The sequence below is a fragment of the Haloglomus irregulare genome (genome assembly GCF_007421925.1).
GTDB lineage: Archaea > Halobacteriota > Halobacteria > Halobacteriales > Haloarculaceae > Haloglomus > Haloglomus irregulare.
In genome coordinates, this window is the sequence record NZ_QMDX01000002.1 from 18,494 (window position 1) to 38,604 (window position 20,111).

Genomic DNA, 20,111 nt, shown 5'->3' on the forward strand with positions numbered 1-20,111 from the left:
ACCGTGTCGACCGACGACGCCCGCGCCCCGGCCGACGACGGGCCGGCGGCCCCGCCGCCCGGCGCCTCGTACGCGCTGCTCCTGCTCGGGAGCCTCGCGTACGGCTGTCTCCTGTTCGCCTGGTTCTCGCTCCCGGCCTACCTCCCGACGGTCCGAGCCGACCTCGCGCTCAGCAACACCCAGGCCGGCCTGTTGGCCGGTGCGGTGCCGCTGACGTACGTCCCCATCGGCCTGTTCAGCGGCGCGCTCACGGACCGGTTCGGGGGCGAACGAGCGGTCGGTGCCGGCGTCACGCTCGTCGGTATCGCCCAGCTCGCCCGGAGCGCCGCGCCGGACTTCCCGACGATGCTCGCCGCGACGCTGCTGCTCGGCGTCGGCGGCACGGGGGTCACCTTCGGTCTCCCGAAGCTGGTCGCCGACCGCTTTCCCGAGCGGCTGGTGGGCCGGGCCTCGGCGGTCTACCTCGTCGGGTCGACGCTCGGGACGGCGGCGGCGTTCGGCCTCGGCCGGCCGACGATCGGCCCGGCGCTCGGCGGCTGGCGACCGTTCTTCGGCGCGGCCGGCGCGGCCATCGTCGCCGTCGCCGCGTGCTGGTGGGCCGGCCTCGCCGTCGCCGAGCGGGTCGCCGCCGTCCCCTCGCGCACACGGTCGGAGTCCTCGCTGTCGGCGCTCCGGGCCGTGGCCCGCATCCGGGCGGTGGCGCTGCTGGTCGTCGTCGGGAGCGTCTACCTGTTCGTCGTCCACGGGTTGCAGGGCTGGCTGACCGCGGTCCTGGAGTCACGCGGCGCCGCCCCGGCGCTCGCGGCCCGCGTGACGACACTGCTCGTGGTCGCCCAGCTCGCGGGCACGGTCGGGCTGGCGCCGCTGGCCGAGCGGCTGGGCCACCGCCGTGCCGCCGTTCCGGTCGCGGGGCTGGCGCTCGCCGTCGGGACGGGGGGTATCGCGCTGACCGGGCGCCCGCTCGTCGCCGCGGCGCTGGTCGCGGGCGTCGGCCTCGGGCTCGGCGTGGTCTCGCCGCTGCTCCGCGCGCTCCCGGTCGAACTGGAGGGCGTCGGTGCCGAGCGCACGGGTACCGCCGTCGGGCTGGTGTTCGCCGTCGGCGAACTCGGCGGCTTCGCCGGCCCGGCACTGGTCGGCGCGCTCAGGGACGCGACGGGCTCGTTCGTCCCCGGGCTGGGCGTCCTCGCGGCCGCCGGCCTGCTCGCCGTCGGCGCGGGCGTCGGGCTGCTGGACGCGTGAACCGTGTCTCGGATATCGTAGATATCGGTGCTGTATGGGGCCGGACCCGGTTCTAGGCCAGTAATCGACCGAGCATCACCGCTACGCTCCGAACGGCCAGGTTCTGCCGGGACCGGCCGCTGCTGGCCGTGGGTCGTGATGAAAAAGAGGGCAGCAGAGTGGGGTGACGGCAGTGCCGGTGGGTGGTGACAGGGTGGTGGTGGTGATGGTGGTGGTGACGACCACCCACCGCATGTGACATGTAAGCAGGGGCCCGCCTAACGGTTCTGCCTGATACTCCCGGGCTTTTATTCATGCCGTCCGGTGCCTGAACTGTGGCGTGGCGCTACCCCTCGGGCGGGTGGCCCCGCGCGAGGAGTTCGCTCGTCTCGCGGTGCTCGTCGGCGTAGCGGGTGTACGCGTCGCCGGCGTACGCCCACGGCGACTCCTCGACCTCCCGTTTCACCTCGGCGGGCTGGCCGACCGCGAGCGTGTTCGCCGGGATGGTGGTGCCCTCGGTGACGAGCGCGCAGGCCCCGACCATCGCCTCCGTCCCGACCGTGCTGTCGTCGAGGACGACCGCCTGCATCCCGACCAGCGAGCGCGCCTCCGTGGCGGCGTTGTGGACGATGGCGGAGTGGCCGACGGTGGCGTACGGGCCGATCTCGGCGCCCTCGTGCAGCACCGCGTTGTCCTGGACGTTGGCCCCCTCGCGGAGCACGATCCCCCCGTGGTCGCCACGGAGGGTGGTGTTGGGCCAGACGCTGGCGTCGGCCTCCAGGGTCACGTCGCCGATGACCTCGGCGGCGGGGTGGACGTACGCGTCCTCGTGGACGGTCGGCTCCGTGCCGTCGAACGAACGGATTGCCATGCAGCGGCCACCCGGCCCGGGGACAAAAGCGCCACGGGCCGCTGTGGCGCCCGGCTGCCGGGTCAGTCCCCCCCGGACGGCGACGGGTCGCGGTCCCCGATGTCGATGTCGGCGACGGCGTCGGCCACCTCGCGCTGCTTCGCACCGCGGGTCCCGTCCGGCAGGAGCTCCGGGTACGCGATGGCGCCCCGGACGGTCGCGTCCGAGAGGTCGGGGAACACCTCCGAGACGCTCCGGGAGGGGTCCCCGAAGGCGTCGTGGAGGGCCCCCAGCGTCCGGACGGACCCCAGCGAGACGGGCGCGTACAGCGCGGCGAGGTCGACGGCGAACCCGCGACCGTCGTCCACGCCGATGCGGTCGTCGAACGCGTCGGCCAGCGTCGCCTGCACGTCGGGCCCGTCGTCGGGGTCGAGCGCGAGCAGGTCGCCCGCGGGGCCCCAGCGGTTCGGCCGCGCGGTGGCCATCACGATGCGGTTCTCGCGGCTCGGCCCGTCGGCGTCCGGCTCGTGGACCGTGTCGGAGAGCGCCCCGGCGAGTTCCACGAGTTCCGTCGCCATCGCCGCCTCGCCGACGAACCCCTCGGCGACGAGTTCGGCGATACTGTCGGCGAAGGAGAGCGTCTCCGGGATGAGGTCGACCGGGTTCGTCAGCGGAACCCGCCGACGGAGCCCGTCCTCCTGGACCCGCGGCGTCGACAGCCGTTCGCGGAGCCCGTCCAGTTCGCTGACGAGCCCTCGCCGGGTCTCCTGTAACTCGTCGCGCTCGCGCCGGGCCTCGTCCAGCTCCGCGGCCAGCTCCGCCCGGCGCTCCCGGAGCGCGGCGCCGGCCTCGTCGGCTCGCTCCTCGACGGTCCCCCGGAGCGCCCGCAGCGCCTCGTGGCCGTCCGCGAGCGAGGACAGCTCGGCGGCCCGCTCGCCGATGGCGTCGGCCCGCTTGCGGAGTCGTCGGCTCGCCAGCGGGTTCAGCCGGTCGTCGGACTCCTCTGATAGCGCGGCCGCGCGGTTCGACAGGGCCGGCTCCAGCACCTCCCGCCAGGCCCGCACGGGGTCGTCCGGCAGGTCGTCGGTGTCGTGCCCCTCGAGGACGGCCGCAACCGCGTCGGAGTACTCCGACCGGGCCGTCTCCAGCCGCGACCGGAGCGGGTGCGATGCGATTGCGTCGTCGACCCGGGCGCGCAGCCGCTCGCAGAGGACGAGCGCCACGACCGCGCGAGTCGGCACCCGCTCGGGGACCGCCCGCCCGACTTCGCTGACGACGCTGTCGATGTGGGTGTCCAGCCCGATGGGGCCGGTCGCGAGCGCCTCTATGTCGGCGTCGGTCGCTCGGCGCTGTGGGTAGTGGAAGACGCTCTCGTCGAGGCGCTGCGGGCGCTCGTCGGCGTCCGACGCGTCGAGCATCGTGTCGAGCCAGCCGATGTCCGTCTCCAGGGTCTCGATGCGCTCGGCGAGGCCGCCGAGCTGGTCCTCGGTCGCCCGGTCCCTGGCCCGGAGGTCGAACAGCCGGTCCAGCCCCTCCGTCGGGAGTGTCACCCGGCCGACGGTGGCGGCGAACGCCGGCGGTCCCGGCTCCTGCCCGAAGGTCGCGTTGTCGAAGGGGAGGTCCGGTCGCCCCTCGGTGAGCGCGTGGCCCACGACCGTCGTGGCGGCGGCGCGCTCGACGGGGTCGGTGCGGCCCTCACTGTCGACCGCGGCGAGGAACAGCCCCGACAGCGGCGGTTCGGACAGCCGGAGCTCCGGCCGGCCGAGCACCGTCTCGGCGAGCGGCAGGTCGAGTGTCACCGGGTACGAGGCCTCCCCGTCCGGGAGCAGCGCCAGCAGCTCCCGGGTCGTCACGTAGGCGTTGCGGGCGTGGATGGCGGTCGTCGCGTCGTCGCCCTCCGCCGGGACGCTGCCGAAGGCGTACGTCGAGACGGGTACCCGGACCTCCGCGGCCGCGTCAGCGACCAGCGCGGCTGTCAGGGGGAGACTCCCTCCACCGATGCCGCCGCCCAGTCCGGCCAGCAGCCACACGTCGATACCGTCGTCGGCCCCGTCGAGTGCCGCGCAGTCGGCCATCGCGGTCTCGATGGCCCCGCGAACGGCGGCGATGTTGCCGCCGGACTCCAGCGCTAGCCGCGCCAGCGGCCGTCGACGCCGGAGGCTCACCCCGGCCTCGGTCGCCGGCGGGGCGGCCAGGTAGTCCCGCTCGGCGTTCGCGTCGGGCGGCTCCAGCGCGACCGTTCCCGTCCCGTCGGGCGACTCCGCCCGGAGGTCGCCCTCGTCGGTGTCGACCGCGAGGAACGAGAACCGCTCCCCGTCGATCCGGCGCTCCCCGACCCAGTCCGGGGCCTCCGGGTCGACGGCCGCACCGACGCGCTCGGCTACCGCCGACAGCATCCGCGCGCCCCCAGCCCCGACCCCGACGACGACCGTCGGCCTGTCCATACCACGGCCTACACGGTCGCGGACATAAATCCCGCCGCCGGGCCGGCGCTCGTACCGTCGCTGGCTCCGCCGTCGGGCCACGGACGCTGCCGGGGGGTCAGCTCCGGTTGCACGTGTGCCCGACCGCGAGCGAGACCAGGCGGAGGACGACCAGTACGGCCAGCAGCACGGCGTCGCTCCCGTCCGAGAGCCCGGCCAGCAGGAGCGGCACGTGGCACAGCGGCAGGAGCACGGCGGCCCAGAACCCCACCGTTTCGACGACCGCGGTCGCGGGCCCCCAGCCCGGGCGGGCGTCGCGAGCATCCCGGCGGGGCCCCACCGTTCCGGGGGCGCAGCCCGAGGGCGCGTCGTGGGTCCCATCGCACGTACGGCCGCAAGTCACAGTCCCGGATGGAACGCCCCCGGAAACCCATCGAGAGGTTACTGCCGTCGGGGCCGGTTCGGGGTCGTCGGCTCACCGGCGGTCCGCGAGCCGCCGCCCGGAGCCGGCGTGGAGGGTGCGCCGGTGGCCGGCCATCAGCCCCGCCCCGAAGCCGACGCCGTGGGCCACGAGCGCGACGTTCGGGGCCGCCGTCACCAGCACGACCGCGCCCACCACGAACGCGCCGACGGCCAGCAGCGTGGTCCGGTCGGGTCGCAGCCGCCGCACGAGCCGGTGGACCAGCGCGTTCCCGGTCACCGCGTACCCGACCAGGCCGAACACCGCGCCGCTGGCACCCAGCACCGCCGTCGGCGCCCCGACCAGCCCGTCGATCAGCACCTGGACCACGGCCGCGAGGACACCCGTGAGCAGGAAGAACACGTGGAACCGGACGCGGGTAGTCGCCCGCTCTACGGCCAGGCCGATGGCCCCCAGCGCCACGCCGTTCCCGACCAGGTGCGGCACCGAGCCGTGGGCGTACACGTTCGTCACGAGCGTCCACGGGCGGGCCAGCAGTGGCGGTGCCAGCGCGAACAGGTACCCTTCGACGCCGACGACCGCCGCCACGGACTGTGCGAGGAAGACGACCAGTAGCACCGTGAGCGTCTCGACGGTCGGGCTCTCGCGGAGGACCACACGTGATGTCGGCGCTGCCGGCGCAAAAGCGCGTCGGGGGCGCACGGACGGTTCCGGCGGCGTCGGCGGGTTTCGGCCCCACGCCCCGATGGCACGGCCATGGACCTGCTCATCTACGGTTCCTACGGCTACACCGGCGACCTCATAGCCCGGGCGGCCGCAGCGGCGGGGGAGACACCACCCTCGCCGGCCGGAGCCGGCCGAAGGTACAGCATCAGGCGACCGAACCAGACCTCCCCTCCCGGACGCGGACGACGTGGCCGCCGAGCTGGCCGCCGCCGACATCGACGCGGTGCTCCACGCCGGCCCGGACGGTGCTCGACGGCGGCTGGGAGCCGGGCTCTTCCACGCCGGCCGGCGTCTACGGCCCGGACCTGGTGCTGGAGATCGATGGCGTCGACCGGACCGACGAGGAACCCGTCCGCGTGGTGAGCCGATAGCGCGGCCCGACGACGGGCCGCTTTTGCCCCGGGGCGACCTATCCATCAGTAATGAGTGACGCCGCGATGGGGACCGGGGACAACCCGTATCTCCGTGACCCGCCGACGGAGTTCGACCCGGCCGAGGAGCTGGACGCCGCGACGGCCCGGGCGCAGGCGGCGGCCCTCCGCGAGGCCGTCCGATTCCACGACCGGCGCTACTACGTCGACGCCGACCCCGTCATCGACGACCGGACGTACGACCGGCTCTTCGAGCGACTCCGGCGACTGGAGGAGGCGTTCGACCTCGACGCGGCGGACTCGCCGACCCGTCGCGTCGGCGGCGAACCCCTGGACGAGCTCCCGACCGTCGAGCACGTCGCGCCGATGCTGTCCATCGACTCCTCGGGCGACCCCGAGGAGGTCCGTGCGTTCGACCGCCGGGTGCGGGACGGGCTCGACGACGCCGGGCTCGACACCGACGTCACCTACCTCTGCGAGCCGAAGTTCGACGGCATCTCCGTCGAACTGGTGTACGAGGACGGGCGGCTGAAGCGGGCGGCCACCCGCGGCGACGGAGTCGAGGGCGACGACATCACGGCGAACATCCGGACGGTCGGCTCCATCCCGCAGCGACTGCGGGGCGAGCCGCCGGAACGCCTCGCCGTCCGGGGGGAGCTGTTCATGCCCCGCGGGCCGTTCTCCGAGTACAACTCCGAGCGCGTCGCCGAGGGGAAGGAGCCGTTCGCCAACCCGCGGAACGCGGTGGCCGGGACGGTCAGACAGCTCGACCCGTCGACCGTGGCCGAGCGACCGCTGGACTGCTTCTTCTTCGACGTGCTGGCGTCGAGCGCCGAGTTCGAGACCCACAGCGAGCAGGTCCGTCGGCTCCCGGAGTGGGGCCTGAAGACCAGTCTCCGCGTCGCGCATGTCGACGATATCGGGGCCGCACTCGACTACCGCGACCGGCTGCTCGACGACCGAGACGACCTCTCCTACGAGGTCGACGGGGCAGTCGTCAAGCTGGACGACCGCCGCTCGTGCGAGGCGCTCGGGGCCACTTCCCGGGCGCCGCGCTGGGCCTTCGCCTACAAGTTCCCGCCCCGGACGGAGGAGACCACCGTCCGACAGATCGCCGTGCAGGTCGGCCGGACCGGCCGCCTGACGCCGGTCGCGATGCTGGACCCCGTCGAGGTCGGCGGCGTCACCGTCTCGCGGGCGACGCTGCACAACCCCGACCAGATCGCCGACCTCGGCGTCGACGTCGGCGACCGGGTCGAGATCCAGCGGGCGGGCGACGTCATCCCGTACGTCGAGGCGGTGACCGAGCCCGGGAGCGACGACCACTTCCAGTTCCCCGACCACTGTCCGGCCTGCGACAGTGCCGTCGAGCGCGACGGCCCGAACGCCTTCTGCACCGGCGGGCTGGCCTGTCCCACGCAGCTCCAGCGGGCCGTCGAACATTACGCCGCCCGGTCCGGACTCGACATCGAGGGCCTCGGCGAGAAGAACGTCCAGCAGCTCATCGACGAGGGGCTGGTCGAGCGGATCCCGGACCTCTACGACCTCACGGTAGAGGGGCTCGCCGACCTGGAGGGATGGGGCGAGACCAGCGCCGAGAACCTCGTCCGGGAGCTGGAGGCCGCTATGGAGCCGCCGCTGGCGGACTTCCTCGCCGCCATCGGCGTCCCCGAAGTGGGGCCGACGACCGCCACCAGCCTGGCGCGCCACTTCGGCACGCTGGACGCGGTGATGGCCGCCTCCACGGCGGAGTTGGAGGGTGTCGACGACGTGGGACCCATCGTCGCCGAGGAGATCCACGAGTTCTTCCGCAGCGAGCGGAACCGTGCGGTGGTCGACGCGCTCCGCGAGCGCGGCGTGGAGCCACGGGCGGCCGAGACCGAGACCGGGACCGAACTCGAGGGACTCACCTTCGTCTTCACCGGGTCGCTGGACGGCTACACGCGAAGCGAGGCCCAGGAACTCGTCGAGCGCCACGGCGGCAACGCCACCAGCAGCGTCTCGGGCAACACCGACTACCTCGTCGCCGGCGCGAACCCGGGGGTCAGCAAGCAGGACGACGCCGAGGCGAACGACGTGCCGATCCTCGACCAGGCGGCGTTCGAGACGCTCCTCGCGGACCGCGGTGTGGAGACCGAGGGGTAGGGCGAGCAGGCAGGCCCTCCGGCACGCGAGGCGACGGACCGCACGCTTCCCGTGGACACGGTCGGTTCCGGCCCACGCTCGGGGACGACCCCCATCTACCCGCCTCGCGGTGACTCGTCAGCGCATGCAGCGGGTTGGTTCCGTTCCGGTAGTTGAATCCATGCCGAGAGACGTATCGGCGGAACCCCCCGATCAACGAAATGATCGGTACTGCCCACAAACAGCGCCCAGAACCCCGACTGCCCCCGAACCGAGCGACTTGCTCACGACATAATCAGGAATTGCATGCGCGAGCGAAGCGAGCGCGTCCTCCCGACATGAGGGCACCGCAGGCGCCTGAATGCCGGACCTCCCCGGGGTTCGCGAAGGGCCGCTCGTCGAGCCGTCGGATGCCCCCGCCGGTCGGCTTCAGCGCCGGGTCGCCGTGAGCTGACACGTCCTGAGAGATGCTGGGGGTGTGCACCGGGTCCCCGAGGGCGTACTGCGGTCGGGCGGGTGAGGGCTTTTGCGTCGGCCCGCCCGAGTTGACGTATGGTCGCTGCGGACCTCCATATGCATACGACGAACTCCGACGGACAACTGACGCTGGCCGAGGTCCCGGCCGCGGCCCGCCGGGCCGACGTCACGGCCGTCGCGGTGACGGACCACGACCGACTCCACCCGGCTATAGACCAGCCGGCAGTGGAGCGCGACGGGGTGACCCTGGTCCACGGTATCGAGCTTCGGGTCGAGGGGCCGGCCGAGCGGGTCGACCTGCTCGGGTACGGGGTCCGCGAGACGCCGGCGCTCGCCGACCTCGTCGAGCGCCTGCAGCGCGACCGGGTGGAGCGCGGTCGCGCGATGGTCGGCCTCGTGGAGGACCGCCTGGGTGTCGACCTCGACGTGACCGTCGAGCGCGGGTTCGGCCGGCCGGACCTCGCCCGCGCGGTGGCCGCGGCCACGGCGTACGAGTTCGGCGAGGTGTTCGGCGAACTCATCGGCGACGACGGGCCCTGTTACATCGCGCGCGACGTACCGACGTTCGAGGACGGACGGGCGGTCCTCGCGGACGCGTGTGCGCTGGTCGGACTGGCCCACCCGCTCCGGTACGAGGACCCGGAAGCGGCGCTGGCGCTGACGGCCGAGCTGGACGCCGTCGAGCGGTTCTATCCCTACCCGTTCGAGCCGGACACCGCCCCGGTGGCGGCGGCGGTCGAGCGCCACGACCTCCTCGCGACCGGCGGGAGCGACGCACACGACCACGAGCTGGGTCGAGCCGGGCTGGACACGGACGACTGGGCCCGGGTCCGCGAGCGGTTGCCCGGCGGGTGAACGTGACGCCGCGGACCCGCCGGGCGGGACGGCGGTGCGACCTGCCGCACCCGTAGCACTCAAGCGGGCGGATACCCGTATTCGAGTATGCAGTGTCACTACTGCGACGACGACGCTGCCCTCGCCGTCGAGAAGGACGGCATCAAGGTAGGGCTCTGCGAGGACCACTTCCGCGACCGGCTCCAGGAACTCCAGGACTCGGGCTTCCTTGAGGACGTCCGGGACGACCTGGACATCGACCGCTGATCCGTCCGCTACGGCCCGCCGTCGTCCGCCAGCGTCGCCTTCTCCGCCCGCCGGAGCTGTTTCAGTTCGTACTCCCGTGACATCGCGGCCGACCGGCTCTCGAACGGCTCCACGTGGACCAGTTCGACGGGTGTCCGGCCGCGGGTGTATCTGGCGCCCTCGCCGGCGTTGTGCTCGTCGACCCGCCGCTCCGGGTCGGTGGTGTAGCCGGCGTAGAACGTCCCGTCCGCACAGCGCAGGAGGTAGGCGTAGTGCGTCACGGTCTACCGTCGAGAGAGGATGAGGGCACCCTGTGGTTGCGGCACAGTTCCACGGTCAGGTGGACCGTGTTTCGTATGCGCGCTCCCTCGAGACCTCGGCGATACCCGCGTTCGCCGAGCAGTTCGGACACGCGTGGATGTCCCCACGCTCGTCGGCGAACACGCGAGCGAACCGGTCCGAGACGTGCGCGTCGCAGTGATCACAGCTTGGCATGCTGGCACCGACTCGGGTAATGCCCATCGTCGGCAATCCTCGATACAACGCCGGTACGTAAAGTTCTCTCGGCGGTCGGTCACACACCACATACAACCGCGGGGGTCGACCTCCGGCGGTCAGTCCGTCCCGTCGTCGCGGGCCCCCGCCACCGCCCGGGCGACGAGGCCGGCCTGCGCCCCGGCGGTGAACCCGGCACCCACGTTCACCACGGTCAGCGGGGTGCATGACTGGAGCATCCCCGAGAGCGCGGCCTCGCCCGCCCCACCGTGACCGTAGCCGGTGGGGACGGGCAGGCCGACGACCGGGGCGTCGACCAGCCCGCCGACGACGGTCGGAAGCGCCCCCTCCCGGCCGGCCGCGACCACCAGCACGTCGGGCGCCCGGATCGCCGGCAGGCCGTCGAGCAGCCGGTCGATGCTGGCGACCCCGACGTCCTCCACGAGCCGTATTCCGGCGCCCATCTCGCGTGCGACCGTCACGGCCTCGCGTGCTGGTTGGGCGTCCGACGTGCCGGCGGTCACCACGCCGACGCTCGCGGCCAGCGACGGTGGCTCGTAGCCCGAGCCGTGGACCACGACCGTCCGGCCGCGCTCGTCCCAGACCACCGACGCGTCCGGTGCCTCCGACGCCAGCACCCGCCGGACGGCGGTCGCGTCCGCGGGCTCCACCCGCGTCACGAGCGCGTGACCGGTTGTCTCCAGTGCGGCCGCCGCCAGCGCCGCCGTCTCGGCCGGCGTCTTCCCCTCGGCCAGGATACCTTCCGGGATGCCCGTACGCCGCTCCCGGGCGGCGTCGAAGCGCCCGGCGTCGAGCGTGGTGTAGCCCCGGAGCTCCGCCTCGGCGGCCGCGGGACTCAGTTCGCCCCGTGCGACCCGCTCTAGTACGTCACGCATACCTGTCCCTGCGCGCGCGAGCACTCCTGCCTGTCGGTTTCGGCCGATACGGCCACGCCGAGTCCGCACACGATATCCCCGCGGCCAGCGATAGCCGCAAGGCATATATAAACCCCCGAAGTTCGCTCACTGTTCAACGCGTCAGTAGCCGCAAAACGCCGGATAGAAGCGGCGAAAGCACCCTGCTTCAGCAATGTTTATAATAGGGGCCTGTTAACGAGCACAGCGTATGGCAGACCTGATCGTCAAGGCCGCTGTGAAGGATGAACTGGACGACATGAACGTTGCATCGGACTTCTACGCCGCGCTCGACGACGAGGTCGAGGAGCTCCTCGCCGACGCCGCTCGACGGGCCGAATCCAACGACCGGAAGACGGTCCAGCCGCGCGACCTGTAAGACTGACCTCACCCTTTCTTTCGCACCCGCCCGGCGAGCCACAGCACCCGCCGCGACCCGCAGCTCAGTAGTCGTGGACGGCGACGCCGTCGGCGGTCCCGACGTGCAGTTCGTCCACCAGGTCGACGAACAGGCCGTGCGCGACGGCCCCTGGGACCCCCTCCAGATCCCGGGCGAGCCGGTCCGGCGCCGTCACGTCCCCGAACGCACAGTCGAGCACCAGGTTGCCGTTGTCCGTGACGACGGGGCCGTCCTTGCGTTCGGCGGCCCGGAGGGTCGGCTCGCCGCCCAGCCCGCCGAGCCGGTCGCGGACGGTCGGCGCCGCCTCCGGGAGGACCTCGACCGGAACCGGATGGTCGAGCGTGGCGGCGAGTTTCGACCGGTCGACGACGACGAGTAGCCGGTCGGCGGCGGTGTCGACCACCTTCTCCCGTGCGTGGGCCGCCCCGCCGCCCTTCACGAGGGCCGTCCCGCCGGCGGCCCCGAACGCGCTCACGGCCGGCGCTCCCGCCTCGGGTGCGGTTGACCCACTGTCCGGCTGGGGACCGAGCGGCGCGGCCTGGTCGGCGCCGTCGATGGCGACGTCCGGTGTCGCCTCCGCCAGCGTCGTCAGCGGGATGCCGACCTCGCGGGCGAGCGCCCGCGACTGGTGGGAGGTCGGGATGCCCCGAACGTCCAGCCCGGCGTCGACGGCCCGGCCGAGCGCCCGGATGGCGTGGGCCGCGGTGCTGCCCGTCCCGAGGCCGACCACCTCGCCGCCCTCCACCCGGTCGGCGGCGGACTCGCCGGCCCGGCGCTTCGCCGCCTCGGCGCCGTCGTTGGCCTTCATGCCGGACGCGTCTCGGTCGCGGCTATAGAAGCCACCGACCGGGAGGCGACCGCGGCCTCTCTGTCGCCGGCCGTGCACACGCGCGATGGCTTCGAACCGGAGCGTGTAGTAGCCACGGCCGATGCCGGCCTGCACCTACTGCGATGCGCCCGTCGAGACCCACGACCCGGTCTGTGTCTGCGAGTGTGCGGACGGGACCGGCTCGACCATCGACGCCCGGTTCTGTAACTACGCCTGCCTGGTCCAGCACGTCGAGGAGGCAGGGCTCACCCTGGGGGACCGCTGCGAGTGGTCGCCGGACGCCGACGGCTGCTGCTGACCCGGCCGCTCCGGGACTGTTTTGTCCTCGCCCCACCCCCGTGGGCACATGTTCGGAACCAGCGGGGTCCGGGGCCCGGTCGGCGAGGACGTGACGGCCGAGCTCGCGCTCCGGATGGGGCGCGCGCTCGGCGACCGCGACCGCGCCGTCGTCGGCCGCGACCCCCGCGAGTCGGGGCAACTGCTCGTGGACGCGCTGACCGCGGGACTGCGCGAACGCGGCGTCGACGTCGTCGACCTCGGGACAGCGGCGACACCGACCATCGCCCGCGCCGTGGCGTGGGAGGATGCCGACGTCGGCGTCGCCGTCACCGCATCGCACAACCCGGCCCCCGACAACGGTCTCAAGCTCTGGCAGCCCTCCGGCCAGGCGTTCGACGAACCGCTCCGCGAGGAGGTCGCCGCCCGTGTCGCGGCCGACGACCCCGACCTCGCCGCCTGGAACGGCCTCGGCGACCGGCGGGCGGCGACGGCGACCGACCGGCACGTCGCGGCTCTGACCGACGCGGTGTCCGCGGCCGACCGCTCGGTCGTCGTCGACCTGGGCAACGGTGCCGGCGGCGTCACCGTCGCGGCCCTGGAGGCGCTCGGCTGTGGCGTCGAGACGCTGAACGCCCAGCCGGACGGCTCCTTCCCCGGCCGCCCGTCCGAGCCGACGGCCGACCACTGCGCCAGCCTCACGACCCTCGTCGGGGAGGGCGAGGCCGACCTCGGCATCGCACACGACGGCGACGCAGACCGCACCCGGGCGGTGACCGGCGACGGCGAGTTCCTCTCGGGGGACACTCTGCTGGCGGTGCTGGCGGCCGACGCCGCCGAGGCGGGCGACCGCGTCGCCGTCCCGGTCGACACGAGCCTCGCCGTCGCCGACTTCCTCGCGGAGCGTGGCGTGGAGACGGTCCGGACGCCGGTCGGTGACGTCCACGTCGCGGCCGCCGCGGCCGAGGACGGGGTCGCGTTCGGCGGCGAGCCGTCGGGAGCGTGGATCTGGCCCGGGGAGACCCTCTGTCCGGACGGCCCGTTGGCGGCCTGCCGGCTGGCGGCACTCGACGCCGAGCAGCCGCTATCCGAGCGCGCCGCCACGGTCCCGACCTACCCCATCCGTCGCGAGAGCGTCGGGACCGATGCCAAGGCGACGGTGATGGAGGGGGTCCGGGCGGCCGTGGCCGCGGCGGCGGACGAGGGTGCCGTCTCGACGCTCGACGGCGTCCGCGTCGACCGCGACGACGGCTGGTTCCTGATCCGGGCGAGCGGGACCCAGCCACTCGTCCGGGTGACGGCCGAGGCGCGGGCGACCGAACGAGCGGATGGCCTGCTGAGCGAGGCGCTGTCGCTGGTCGACGAGGCGGCGCAGGACTAGCGGCTCCGCGAGGCAGTTCAGGTACGTCGGGTGGACCGGGCTTCCCGGACATCAGCCCCGTCCCGGATCTTGTCTTCGCACTGTGGACAGACGCGAGGGTTCTCGACACCGTTCGGTGTGAAGACCCTTGCGTACGCTGCCGTGACGAACGAGGAACAGTTCTGGCACTCCGGCATACAGCTCATCAAAGGGGAGGATTTCACATAATGATACTGTGTCAAACGATAACACGGAATTATACCGACAAGAGTCCTCCGGCAAGCGCCGGCCGCCGAGCGACATCCGGTCGGGGACCACACGGCAGTGACGCTGCCCCGGGTCCCGACCCGGTGCCGGTCGGACCGGCTCTCGGGGAGGGGCTATCCGGGCGGCACCAGTGGCCGTCGACGTGCCACGGACCGCCGTCACCGCCGGGGTCGGCCCGAGTCTGGGTGCATCGCTCGTGCGCTCCTCTCAGGGTCGGGGGCGCCCTCGACTGCTCGCAGGAGGCCGTCGCGGACATGATCGAGGGCGACGGTAGTGCCGTCATCCTCGCCGACGCGACCACCTCCGTCCGCGGGCGCGGGGGCACCGTCGGTCTCTGGGCCCCCGACTTCGGCGCCCGCGGCCTCGCCGAACCGATCTGCTGAGAGATCGACCGCGAAGGGGTCCACGTCGCCAACGTCGTCATCGACGGGCAGATCCTCCCGCCGGACGGTGCCACCGACCGCGACGAGGGGGAGTGCCCCGACCCGGGCACCATCGCCGACGAGTGCTGGCGCCCCGTCCGGCCGGACCGCTCGACCTGGACCCTGGAGGTGGAGCTCCGACCCCACGTCGAGGCGTTCCGAGCGGCCGGCGGATGACCTCCGCCGGCGGGCGGCGGGTATCGGGATGTCCGTGCGGTTGAGCGGGAGAACCGGACTTATCGGTCGAACTCGGAGCACTCACGTCGAGAATCAGTTGTTGTCACCTTACTGCTTGCCGGTGATGAACAGGAACGGCCCGACGAAGATGAGCGCGATACCGAGGAACTGGAAGTGGACGGGCTGCATCCCGGGCGTGGGCGTGAGGAGGAAGAGGACCCCGAAAGCGACGGTGTTGAGGCCGATGATCTTCCGTGACTTCAGCGGGAGGGCACCGAGTGTGGTGAAGACGTACAGCGCGAGGATCACCTGCCCCACGTTGTACTGGAGCAGGAAGTTGTCGATGACCTGCAACGGTGCGAGGGGAAGCATCCTTGCCCGGAACTCACGACGACGCGCACATAACCGTTACCGTTCGTTCGCGGGGTTCTCCTCCGTCCCGGACTCGTGGCCGACGCCGGTGTCGCCCACGAGTTCGAGGTCCCGGCCCCAGACCAGCCAGAGGACGATGATGGTGCCGGCGTACCCGGTGGCCCAGGCGAACGCTCCGAGGTTCGCGTACCCGGCCTGTGTGAGCGCGAAGTCGATGACCCCGGAGATGGCGACACCCACCGCCAGGATGGCGAGCAGGCGCGCCCACCCGGGCAGTTCGATGTCGTAGTCGGCACCGGAGGGAAGGGGCATATCCGGCTGTACGGTCCCGACCCGCCTGAACCTGACGGTCGGCGGTGTCACAACGGGGAGGACCGCTCGGTCGGCGTCGGCTCAGGCTTCGGGTTCGGCGGCGGCCTCGACCACGTCGGCGGCCGACGACAGCGAGTCGACGCGCTCGGCCAGCTCGTCCAGCCCGGCGTTGATATCGTCGACCCGCTCGTCGATGTCCTCGGCGGGGACCGCACCCTGCTGTGTCGGGTCGATGAAGCCGTCGTTCTCTAGCATCCGCAGCGAGTAGCGGACCTTGTGCTCCGGGACGCCGGTCTCCTTCGAGATGCGGACGATACCGATGGGATGGTGATCGACGACGGCCTGGAGGATCTGCAGGTCGCGGGCTTCCTTGGCGACCTGTTCGGTGAGTCGGTCCATCATCACCTGCTGTAGCGGTCGACGGCGCAAAAGGATACCGGTATCGTGCCACACAGTTCCATATCGTACCACTCTACGACAATGAACGGAAACGAGACCGGCGGGTTCGGCGACGAGGGCGCTCACTCCCCGGGTGAGCGTGCCCGGCAGGTTGCTTCGTTGTCAGGAGGTGCGAACGCCGTATAACTCCGCGCTCTCCGGCAATCGGGCCGGGCCTACGTCCACCAGTCGCTCCGACGCTCCCCGTAGGAGGCGCTCTCACGGAGCGGTTCGGGGTACTCCTCGCCCTCCAGTCCGAAGCCGATGCCCAGCCAGCGACCGACGTGCCAGCCGATGGCCTCGGTGTCGAGGTCGGTCACGGTGACCTCCAGGCGGGTGTAGGTTTCCCGGGCGCCGTCACCGTCCGGGTCGGTCCCCTCGATGTAGCCACACGACCCCGAGGCGGTGCCGCACCGGGACTCCTCGGTCGCCCGGACGGTGACGTCCGCCGCGGTGCGGTTGTCCGTCCGGACGAAGCTCACGTTCCCCGGAATCGTGCCGTCGGCCCCGTCGGCGTAGTAGCCCAGCGCCCCGTCGACCTGTCGCCGGGCCTCGTCGCGCTCGCCCGGCGGCAGGGCCGACACGTCGACGTACACCGACAGCTCCGGGTCCGTCCAGGCGAGCGCCCTCTCGGTCGCGTTGGTCCGTGGCGGCGTCGTGAGCGTGGAGGTCGCCTGCATCACGCCGTTCGGCGCGTCGCCGTGGTCCAGCCCCAGGCTGTGCCCGAACTCGTGCTTCAGCACCTGCACGGTCGACTCGTCGGAGAAGCCGGTGCTGATCCGCACGTCGACCGGCGGGTCGAACTGGCCGGGTTCGGCGATGACTGGGGCGCAGCCGGCGGCGTGCTCCTCGGTGCCGCACTCACCCACCGACTCGACGAACCGAACCCGGACGTCCGGGTCCGTCGCGTTCGGTGCCAGCCGGTAGTCGATGGGGTAGCCGGCGTACTGTTCGCTGTTCGCCCCCCAGTAGGCGAGCGCTTCCCGGACGAGCGGGGTGAACTCGCGGGACTCGTTGCCGGGGGTCGCGACCGCCACCACCAGCGTCCCCTTGCGGTAGGGGTTGTCCACATCGCCGGCCCACGTCGGCTCCGCGCTCGCGCCGTCGCCGGCGTCCGAGACACCTAGCCCCAGCGGTCCCGTACAGCCCGACAGGACCAGCAGCGCCGCCACCAGTGCCGGCCCCAGCCGTCGCGTCATCGACCCACCGTTGGTCACCTGCAGGTATGTGGCTTGTGGCCCCCTCGGGGAAAACGCCCGCGAACGGGTGTGAGGCGGCGTTTCGAGGCTGTACGGCCGTCCAGTCCCGGGCCGGCGAGCCGCCGGTCACTCGAAGGTGCTGTCGAAGGCGTCGGCCCCCAGCGGCTCGTACCGGCCGGCGCCGACGTTCTCGGGGACGTGGTCCGGGCTTCCGGTCCCGACGAGCGCCGCGGTCATGCCCGGCGCCGACCGGGCGAAGTTGATGGCCCGCTGGGCGGGCGTCTCCCCGGACAGCTTCGCGGCCACCTCGCCGGGGATGGCCCCCTCGCGGGCCAGCTCCCCCTGCTTCAGCGGTGCGCTGGCGAAGACGCTCAGCCCGGCCCCGTCGGCGAAAGCCAGCGCGCTCTGTGGCCCGTCCGGGCCGGGATGGGCCTCTCGCGTGAACGCGTCGGCCATGTGGACGTTGAACGGGAGCTGGACGGCCCGGAACCCGGTCGCGGTCGTCCCCGCCCGGTCGCTGGCGGCGCGAGCCCGCCGGACGACCTCCGGCAGGGAGAGGTAGTTGGGATGGCCCTCAGGGACCCGGAAGCACTCCCAGGTGGCGACGCCGTAGTAGCGCAGGTCGCCGGCCTCGCGGCGCTCCTCCAGCCGCACGAAGGCGTCCTCCAGCAGGTCGTACACCGCGCCACGGTCGCGCTCCTCCAGCTGGGTCTCCGGGTTGTGGACGTAGTAGCAGTCGACCGTCTCCAGCCCCAGGTTCTCCAGCGAGCGGTCCAGCGAGCGGTCGAGGAAGCGCGGTGCCAGGCAGTTCCCCCGCACCATCTCCTCGGGGCTGGCGTAGCCGGGGTCGAACCACTCCTCGCGGACGTACGCCGCGGCGTCGTCCGGCCGGTCCCCGTCGAACGGGACGAAGCCGCCCTTCGTCGCGACCAGCAGCGCCTCGCGGTCGACGTCCGCCGCCTCGATGGCCCGACCCACCGCCCGCTCGGAGCGCTGGGCGCGGTAGTTGACCGCGGTGTCGACCACGCTGACCCCGGACTCGATGGCCTCCCGGACCGCCCGCTCGTAGCGGTCGTCGGCCGCGTCGGTCGGGTCGCCGAGGTAGGTCCCCACGCCGACCGAGGAGACGACGCCCGGGCCGAACCGCCGGAAGTAGGTCCGCGCGAACTCCTCCCCGAACGCGTCGCGGTACGCCCACGACGCCTCCTTGGTGACCATACGGCGGGTTCGGACGGCCCCGGCGTAGGTCTGACGCTCGGGTGTCGCGGCGGTCGGGCTGGGCCCGACGCCGTCCGCTCGCGGGGAGCGGTTCGTTCTTGAACCTTGAACACCTACCCAGTCGTATGACACTGACGGCGGGAGTGCTCGCGGTGCAGGGCGACGTCTCCGAGCACGCCGCGGCCATCGAGCGGGCCGCCGCCGCCCACGGCGAGGAGGCCGTCGTCCGCGAGTTCCGTCACGCCGGGACCGTCCCGGACTGCGACGTCCTCCTGCTGCCGGGCGGCGAGTCGACGACCATCTCTCGGCTCGTCGCCCGCGAGGGCATCGACGAGGAGATAATCGCCCACGTCGACGCCGGCAAGCCCGTGCTCGCGACGTGTGCGGGTCTCATCGTCGCCAGCACGGACGCCAACGACGACCGCGTGGGGACGCTGGACCTGGTCGACGTAACCGTCGAGCGCAACGCCTTCGGCCGCCAGAAGGACTCCTTCCAGGCCCCCCTGGACGTGACCGGCCTGGCGGAACCGTTCCCCGCCGTGTTCATCCGGTCCCCGGTCATCGACACGGTCGGTGACGGCGTGGAGGTGCTGGCGACCTGGGACGGCCGCCCCGTCGCGGTCCGGGACGGCCCCGTGGTCGGCACCGCCTTCCACCCCGAGCTGACCGCGGATTCGCGGCTCCACGATCTCGCCCTCTTCGACGGGACCCCCGCCGAGCGCCGCGACGCGGCCGCGGCCGATGACTGACGCGCCGCCGTCGGTGGGCGGTCGCGATCCCCCACACGACGAGATAGCCTTTTCCCCGACGAACGCCTCCGTCGGGTATGAGCACGGACGCCTCCGGCGACGGGGACCGCGACGCCGCCGACCTGCTCCCGGCGCGGATCGACTCCGTCCGGGTCGCGGGCACGCCTGACGGGCCGGTCCCGGTCGTCTGCATCGCGGTCGAGGAGGACGGTGCCGCAGCGGGCGACGCCCGCGAGGACGGCACCGACAGCGCGGGTGGCCCCGACGGCGAACTCGTCGGCGAGGTGCTGCCCATCTTCATCGGGTTCGAGGAGGCCCGCAGCATCGTCCGCGGGATGGAGGCCGAACCCCTGGGGCGACCGATGACCCACGACCTGACGCTGGATATCGTCGAGGAGCTCGGCGGCCGGGTGGACGGCGTCGTCGTCTCGCGACTGGAGGAGGGGACCTTCTTCGCCGAACTGCGGCTCAACACCCCCCGCGAGGACGTCACCGTCGACGCCCGCCCCAGCGACTCCCTGGCGCTGGCCACCCGGACGAACGCCCCGCTCCGCGTCGCCGCGGCCGTCTGGGACGACGCCGCCGAGGACGCTGACCGGTTCGCCGAACTGCAGGACGTCCGGGAGGTGTTCGAGGGTGACGAGTGACCGGAGCGGGGACGCCCCGATGTCGACGGGCGAGGCGCCCCCCGACGGCGGGACGGACACGGACGACGTCCTCGACGAGCTGTTCGCCGTCATCGAGTCCCGCAAGGCCGAGCTCCCCGAGGACTCCTACACGGCGTCGCTGTTCACCCACGAGAAGGGGGAGAACGCGGTCCTGGAGAAGCTCGGCGAGGAGAGCACCGAGCTCCTGCTGGCCGCGAAGGACGACGACCGCGAGGAGCTGGCCCACGAGGCCGCGGACCTGGTCTACCACCTGCTCGTCCTGCTCGCGATGAAGGAGATGGACGTGGCGGACCTGCGGGCGGAGCTGGCCGAGCGGCGGTAGCGT

Annotated in this window: 26 protein-coding genes; 12 read left to right on the plus strand and 14 right to left on the minus strand. The window is 72.7% G+C overall.

Going from position 1 to position 20,111, the window contains the following annotated elements:
• Positions 1 to 3 precede the first annotated feature (3 nt).
• Positions 4 to 1,239 carry an MFS transporter gene (locus tag DP107_RS03830; protein WP_144260837.1) on the plus strand — a complete coding sequence of 412 codons (1,236 nt, stop codon included), beginning with the start codon at positions 4 to 6 and terminating at the stop codon, positions 1,237 to 1,239.
• 325 nt (positions 1,240 to 1,564) lie between these two features.
• On the opposite strand, the gene DP107_RS03835 is transcribed toward DP107_RS03830, so the two are convergent.
• From DP107_RS03835 to DP107_RS03850, 4 genes are all read right to left on the minus strand, one after another.
• Positions 1,565 to 2,089, minus strand: coding sequence for a gamma carbonic anhydrase family protein (locus tag DP107_RS03835; RefSeq protein ID WP_144260838.1), 525 nt, complete (start codon positions 2,087 to 2,089; stop codon positions 1,565 to 1,567).
• Between the two features lie 62 nt (positions 2,090 to 2,151).
• Positions 2,152 to 4,512: a tubulin-like doman-containing protein gene (locus DP107_RS03840; protein ID WP_144260839.1), complete on the minus strand. Its 2,361-nt coding sequence runs from the start codon at positions 4,510 to 4,512 to the stop codon at positions 2,152 to 2,154.
• Between the two features lie 97 nt (positions 4,513 to 4,609).
• Positions 4,610 to 4,831, minus strand: coding sequence for a hypothetical protein (locus DP107_RS03845; protein WP_144260840.1), 222 nt, complete (start codon positions 4,829 to 4,831; stop codon positions 4,610 to 4,612).
• 135 nt (positions 4,832 to 4,966) lie between these two features.
• Positions 4,967 to 5,569: a rhomboid family intramembrane serine protease gene (locus DP107_RS03850; RefSeq protein WP_144260841.1), complete on the minus strand. Its 603-nt coding sequence runs from the start codon at positions 5,567 to 5,569 to the stop codon at positions 4,967 to 4,969.
• 314 nt (positions 5,570 to 5,883) lie between these two features.
• On the opposite strand from DP107_RS03850, the gene DP107_RS21060 reads away from it, so the two are divergent.
• The 4 genes from DP107_RS21060 (at position 5,884) to DP107_RS19795 (ending at position 9,711) form a co-directional block, all read left to right on the plus strand.
• The gene (locus tag DP107_RS21060) at positions 5,884 to 6,009 is read left to right on the plus strand and encodes a hypothetical protein (RefSeq protein WP_272949819.1); all 126 of its coding nucleotides are present in this window, start codon (positions 5,884 to 5,886) and stop codon (positions 6,007 to 6,009) included.
• Positions 6,010 to 6,060: 51 nt separating this feature from the next.
• Positions 6,061 to 8,154 (plus strand): NAD-dependent DNA ligase LigA, encoded by a 2,094-nt coding sequence (gene ligA / locus DP107_RS03855; RefSeq protein ID WP_144260842.1) that lies wholly within the window; start codon positions 6,061 to 6,063, stop codon positions 8,152 to 8,154.
• 531 nt (positions 8,155 to 8,685) lie between these two features.
• Entirely contained in the window at positions 8,686 to 9,465 is a 780-nt protein-coding gene (locus tag DP107_RS03860; RefSeq protein ID WP_144260843.1) for a PHP domain-containing protein, read from the plus strand.
• Between the two features lie 87 nt (positions 9,466 to 9,552).
• Entirely contained in the window at positions 9,553 to 9,711 is a 159-nt protein-coding gene (locus DP107_RS19795; protein ID WP_185977159.1) for a DUF6757 family protein, read from the plus strand.
• An 8-nt stretch (positions 9,712 to 9,719) separates the two neighbouring features.
• Here the strand turns inward: DP107_RS19795 and DP107_RS03865 are convergent, their stop codons facing one another.
• The 3 genes from DP107_RS03865 to larB form a co-directional block, all read right to left on the minus strand.
• Positions 9,720 to 9,971: a GIY-YIG nuclease family protein gene (locus tag DP107_RS03865; RefSeq protein ID WP_144260844.1), complete on the minus strand. Its 252-nt coding sequence runs from the start codon at positions 9,969 to 9,971 to the stop codon at positions 9,720 to 9,722.
• Between the two features lie 55 nt (positions 9,972 to 10,026).
• Complete coding sequence (locus DP107_RS19800; RefSeq protein WP_185977160.1) at positions 10,027 to 10,185, minus strand: DUF7563 family protein; 159 nt, start codon at positions 10,183 to 10,185, stop codon at positions 10,027 to 10,029.
• Between the two features lie 119 nt (positions 10,186 to 10,304).
• Positions 10,305 to 11,081: a nickel pincer cofactor biosynthesis protein LarB gene (gene larB / locus DP107_RS03870; protein ID WP_144260845.1), complete on the minus strand. Its 777-nt coding sequence runs from the start codon at positions 11,079 to 11,081 to the stop codon at positions 10,305 to 10,307.
• A gap of 229 nt (positions 11,082 to 11,310) precedes the next feature.
• Here larB and DP107_RS03875 point away from each other — a divergent pair, with 229 nt between their 5' ends.
• Complete coding sequence (locus DP107_RS03875) at positions 11,311 to 11,478, plus strand: DUF1931 domain-containing protein (protein ID WP_144260846.1); 168 nt, start codon at positions 11,311 to 11,313, stop codon at positions 11,476 to 11,478.
• Positions 11,479 to 11,542: 64 nt separating this feature from the next.
• On the opposite strand, the gene DP107_RS03880 is transcribed toward DP107_RS03875, so the two are convergent.
• Entirely contained in the window at positions 11,543 to 12,307 is a 765-nt protein-coding gene (locus DP107_RS03880; RefSeq protein ID WP_144260847.1) for a ribose-5-phosphate isomerase A, read from the minus strand.
• A 121-nt stretch (positions 12,308 to 12,428) separates the two neighbouring features.
• Here DP107_RS03880 and DP107_RS03885 point away from each other — a divergent pair, with 121 nt between their 5' ends.
• On the plus strand, positions 12,429 to 12,626 hold the full coding sequence (locus DP107_RS03885; RefSeq protein WP_144260848.1) for a hypothetical protein: 198 nt from the start codon (positions 12,429 to 12,431) through the stop codon (positions 12,624 to 12,626).
• A 48-nt stretch (positions 12,627 to 12,674) separates the two neighbouring features.
• The gene (gene glmM, locus DP107_RS03890; protein ID WP_144260849.1) at positions 12,675 to 13,985 is read left to right on the plus strand and encodes a phosphoglucosamine mutase; all 1,311 of its coding nucleotides are present in this window, start codon (positions 12,675 to 12,677) and stop codon (positions 13,983 to 13,985) included.
• A gap of 17 nt (positions 13,986 to 14,002) precedes the next feature.
• On the opposite strand, the gene DP107_RS21645 is transcribed toward glmM, so the two are convergent.
• Positions 14,003 to 14,161 (minus strand): DUF7563 family protein, encoded by a 159-nt coding sequence (locus DP107_RS21645; RefSeq protein ID WP_449405189.1) that lies wholly within the window; start codon positions 14,159 to 14,161, stop codon positions 14,003 to 14,005.
• Between the two features lie 255 nt (positions 14,162 to 14,416).
• Here DP107_RS21645 and DP107_RS03895 point away from each other — a divergent pair, with 255 nt between their 5' ends.
• A complete protein-coding gene (locus DP107_RS03895; RefSeq protein WP_144260850.1) occupies positions 14,417 to 14,614 on the plus strand; it encodes a Rossmann-fold NAD(P)-binding domain-containing protein in 198 nt (65 codons plus the stop codon).
• A gap of 324 nt (positions 14,615 to 14,938) precedes the next feature.
• On the opposite strand, the gene DP107_RS03900 is transcribed toward DP107_RS03895, so the two are convergent.
• The 5 genes from DP107_RS03900 to DP107_RS03920 all read right to left on the minus strand — a co-directional run bounded on the left by DP107_RS03900 (position 14,939) and on the right by DP107_RS03920 (position 18,369).
• Positions 14,939 to 15,202, minus strand: coding sequence for a hypothetical protein (locus DP107_RS03900; RefSeq protein WP_144260851.1), 264 nt, complete (start codon positions 15,200 to 15,202; stop codon positions 14,939 to 14,941).
• A gap of 36 nt (positions 15,203 to 15,238) precedes the next feature.
• Positions 15,239 to 15,514, minus strand: a complete 276-nt coding sequence (locus DP107_RS03905) for a hypothetical protein (RefSeq protein WP_144260852.1) — start codon at positions 15,512 to 15,514, stop codon at positions 15,239 to 15,241.
• Positions 15,515 to 15,595: 81 nt separating this feature from the next.
• A complete protein-coding gene (locus DP107_RS03910) occupies positions 15,596 to 15,913 on the minus strand; it encodes a hypothetical protein (protein ID WP_185977192.1) in 318 nt (105 codons plus the stop codon).
• A gap of 215 nt (positions 15,914 to 16,128) precedes the next feature.
• Positions 16,129 to 17,151 carry a matrixin family metalloprotease gene (locus tag DP107_RS03915; protein ID WP_144260854.1) on the minus strand — a complete coding sequence of 341 codons (1,023 nt, stop codon included), beginning with the start codon at positions 17,149 to 17,151 and terminating at the stop codon, positions 16,129 to 16,131.
• Between the two features lie 126 nt (positions 17,152 to 17,277).
• Entirely contained in the window at positions 17,278 to 18,369 is a 1,092-nt protein-coding gene (locus DP107_RS03920) for an aldo/keto reductase (protein WP_144260855.1), read from the minus strand.
• A 125-nt stretch (positions 18,370 to 18,494) separates the two neighbouring features.
• Here DP107_RS03920 and pdxT point away from each other — a divergent pair, with 125 nt between their 5' ends.
• The 3 genes from pdxT (at position 18,495) to hisE (ending at position 20,108) form a co-directional block, all read left to right on the plus strand.
• Positions 18,495 to 19,118 (plus strand): pyridoxal 5'-phosphate synthase glutaminase subunit PdxT, encoded by a 624-nt coding sequence (gene pdxT / locus DP107_RS03925; protein ID WP_144260856.1) that lies wholly within the window; start codon positions 18,495 to 18,497, stop codon positions 19,116 to 19,118.
• Positions 19,119 to 19,195: 77 nt separating this feature from the next.
• Positions 19,196 to 19,765 (plus strand): bifunctional nuclease family protein, encoded by a 570-nt coding sequence (locus tag DP107_RS03930; protein WP_144260857.1) that lies wholly within the window; start codon positions 19,196 to 19,198, stop codon positions 19,763 to 19,765.
• 19 nt (positions 19,766 to 19,784) lie between these two features.
• Positions 19,785 to 20,108, plus strand: a complete 324-nt coding sequence (gene hisE, locus DP107_RS03935; RefSeq protein WP_144261249.1) for a phosphoribosyl-ATP diphosphatase — start codon at positions 19,785 to 19,787, stop codon at positions 20,106 to 20,108.
• Positions 20,109 to 20,111 lie beyond the last annotated feature (3 nt).

Excerpts from the sequence above, each read along its gene's own strand:
- DP107_RS03835 (WP_144260838.1), bottom strand. The coding sequence starts at position 2,089 with ATGGCAATCCGTTCGTTCGACGGCACGGAGCCGACCGTCCACGAGGAC.
- DP107_RS03840 (WP_144260839.1), bottom strand. The coding sequence starts at position 4,512 with ATGGACAGGCCGACGGTCGTCGTCGGGGTCGGGGCTGGGGGCGCGCGG.
- ligA (WP_144260842.1), top strand. The coding sequence starts at position 6,061 with ATGAGTGACGCCGCGATGGGGACCGGGGACAACCCGTATCTCCGTGAC.
- DP107_RS03860 (WP_144260843.1), top strand. The coding sequence starts at position 8,686 with ATGGTCGCTGCGGACCTCCATATGCATACGACGAACTCCGACGGACAA.
- DP107_RS19795 (WP_185977159.1), top strand. The coding sequence starts at position 9,553 with ATGCAGTGTCACTACTGCGACGACGACGCTGCCCTCGCCGTCGAGAAG.
- DP107_RS19800 (WP_185977160.1), bottom strand. The coding sequence starts at position 10,185 with ATGCCAAGCTGTGATCACTGCGACGCGCACGTCTCGGACCGGTTCGCT.
- larB (WP_144260845.1), bottom strand. The coding sequence starts at position 11,081 with ATGCGTGACGTACTAGAGCGGGTCGCACGGGGCGAACTGAGTCCCGCG.
- DP107_RS03875 (WP_144260846.1), top strand. The coding sequence starts at position 11,311 with ATGGCAGACCTGATCGTCAAGGCCGCTGTGAAGGATGAACTGGACGAC.
- DP107_RS03880 (WP_144260847.1), bottom strand. The coding sequence starts at position 12,307 with ATGAAGGCCAACGACGGCGCCGAGGCGGCGAAGCGCCGGGCCGGCGAG.
- DP107_RS03885 (WP_144260848.1), top strand. The coding sequence starts at position 12,429 with ATGCCGGCCTGCACCTACTGCGATGCGCCCGTCGAGACCCACGACCCG.
- glmM (WP_144260849.1), top strand. The coding sequence starts at position 12,675 with ATGTTCGGAACCAGCGGGGTCCGGGGCCCGGTCGGCGAGGACGTGACG.
- DP107_RS21645 (WP_449405189.1), bottom strand. The coding sequence starts at position 14,161 with ATGCCGGAGTGCCAGAACTGTTCCTCGTTCGTCACGGCAGCGTACGCA.
- DP107_RS03900 (WP_144260851.1), bottom strand. The coding sequence starts at position 15,202 with ATGCTTCCCCTCGCACCGTTGCAGGTCATCGACAACTTCCTGCTCCAG.
- DP107_RS03905 (WP_144260852.1), bottom strand. The coding sequence starts at position 15,514 with ATGCCCCTTCCCTCCGGTGCCGACTACGACATCGAACTGCCCGGGTGG.
- DP107_RS03910 (WP_185977192.1), bottom strand. The coding sequence starts at position 15,913 with ATGGACCGACTCACCGAACAGGTCGCCAAGGAAGCCCGCGACCTGCAG.
- DP107_RS03915 (WP_144260854.1), bottom strand. The coding sequence starts at position 17,151 with ATGACGCGACGGCTGGGGCCGGCACTGGTGGCGGCGCTGCTGGTCCTG.
- DP107_RS03920 (WP_144260855.1), bottom strand. The coding sequence starts at position 18,369 with ATGGTCACCAAGGAGGCGTCGTGGGCGTACCGCGACGCGTTCGGGGAG.
- pdxT (WP_144260856.1), top strand. The coding sequence starts at position 18,495 with ATGACACTGACGGCGGGAGTGCTCGCGGTGCAGGGCGACGTCTCCGAG.
- DP107_RS03930 (WP_144260857.1), top strand. The coding sequence starts at position 19,196 with ATGAGCACGGACGCCTCCGGCGACGGGGACCGCGACGCCGCCGACCTG.
- hisE (WP_144261249.1), top strand. The coding sequence starts at position 19,785 with ATGTCGACGGGCGAGGCGCCCCCCGACGGCGGGACGGACACGGACGAC.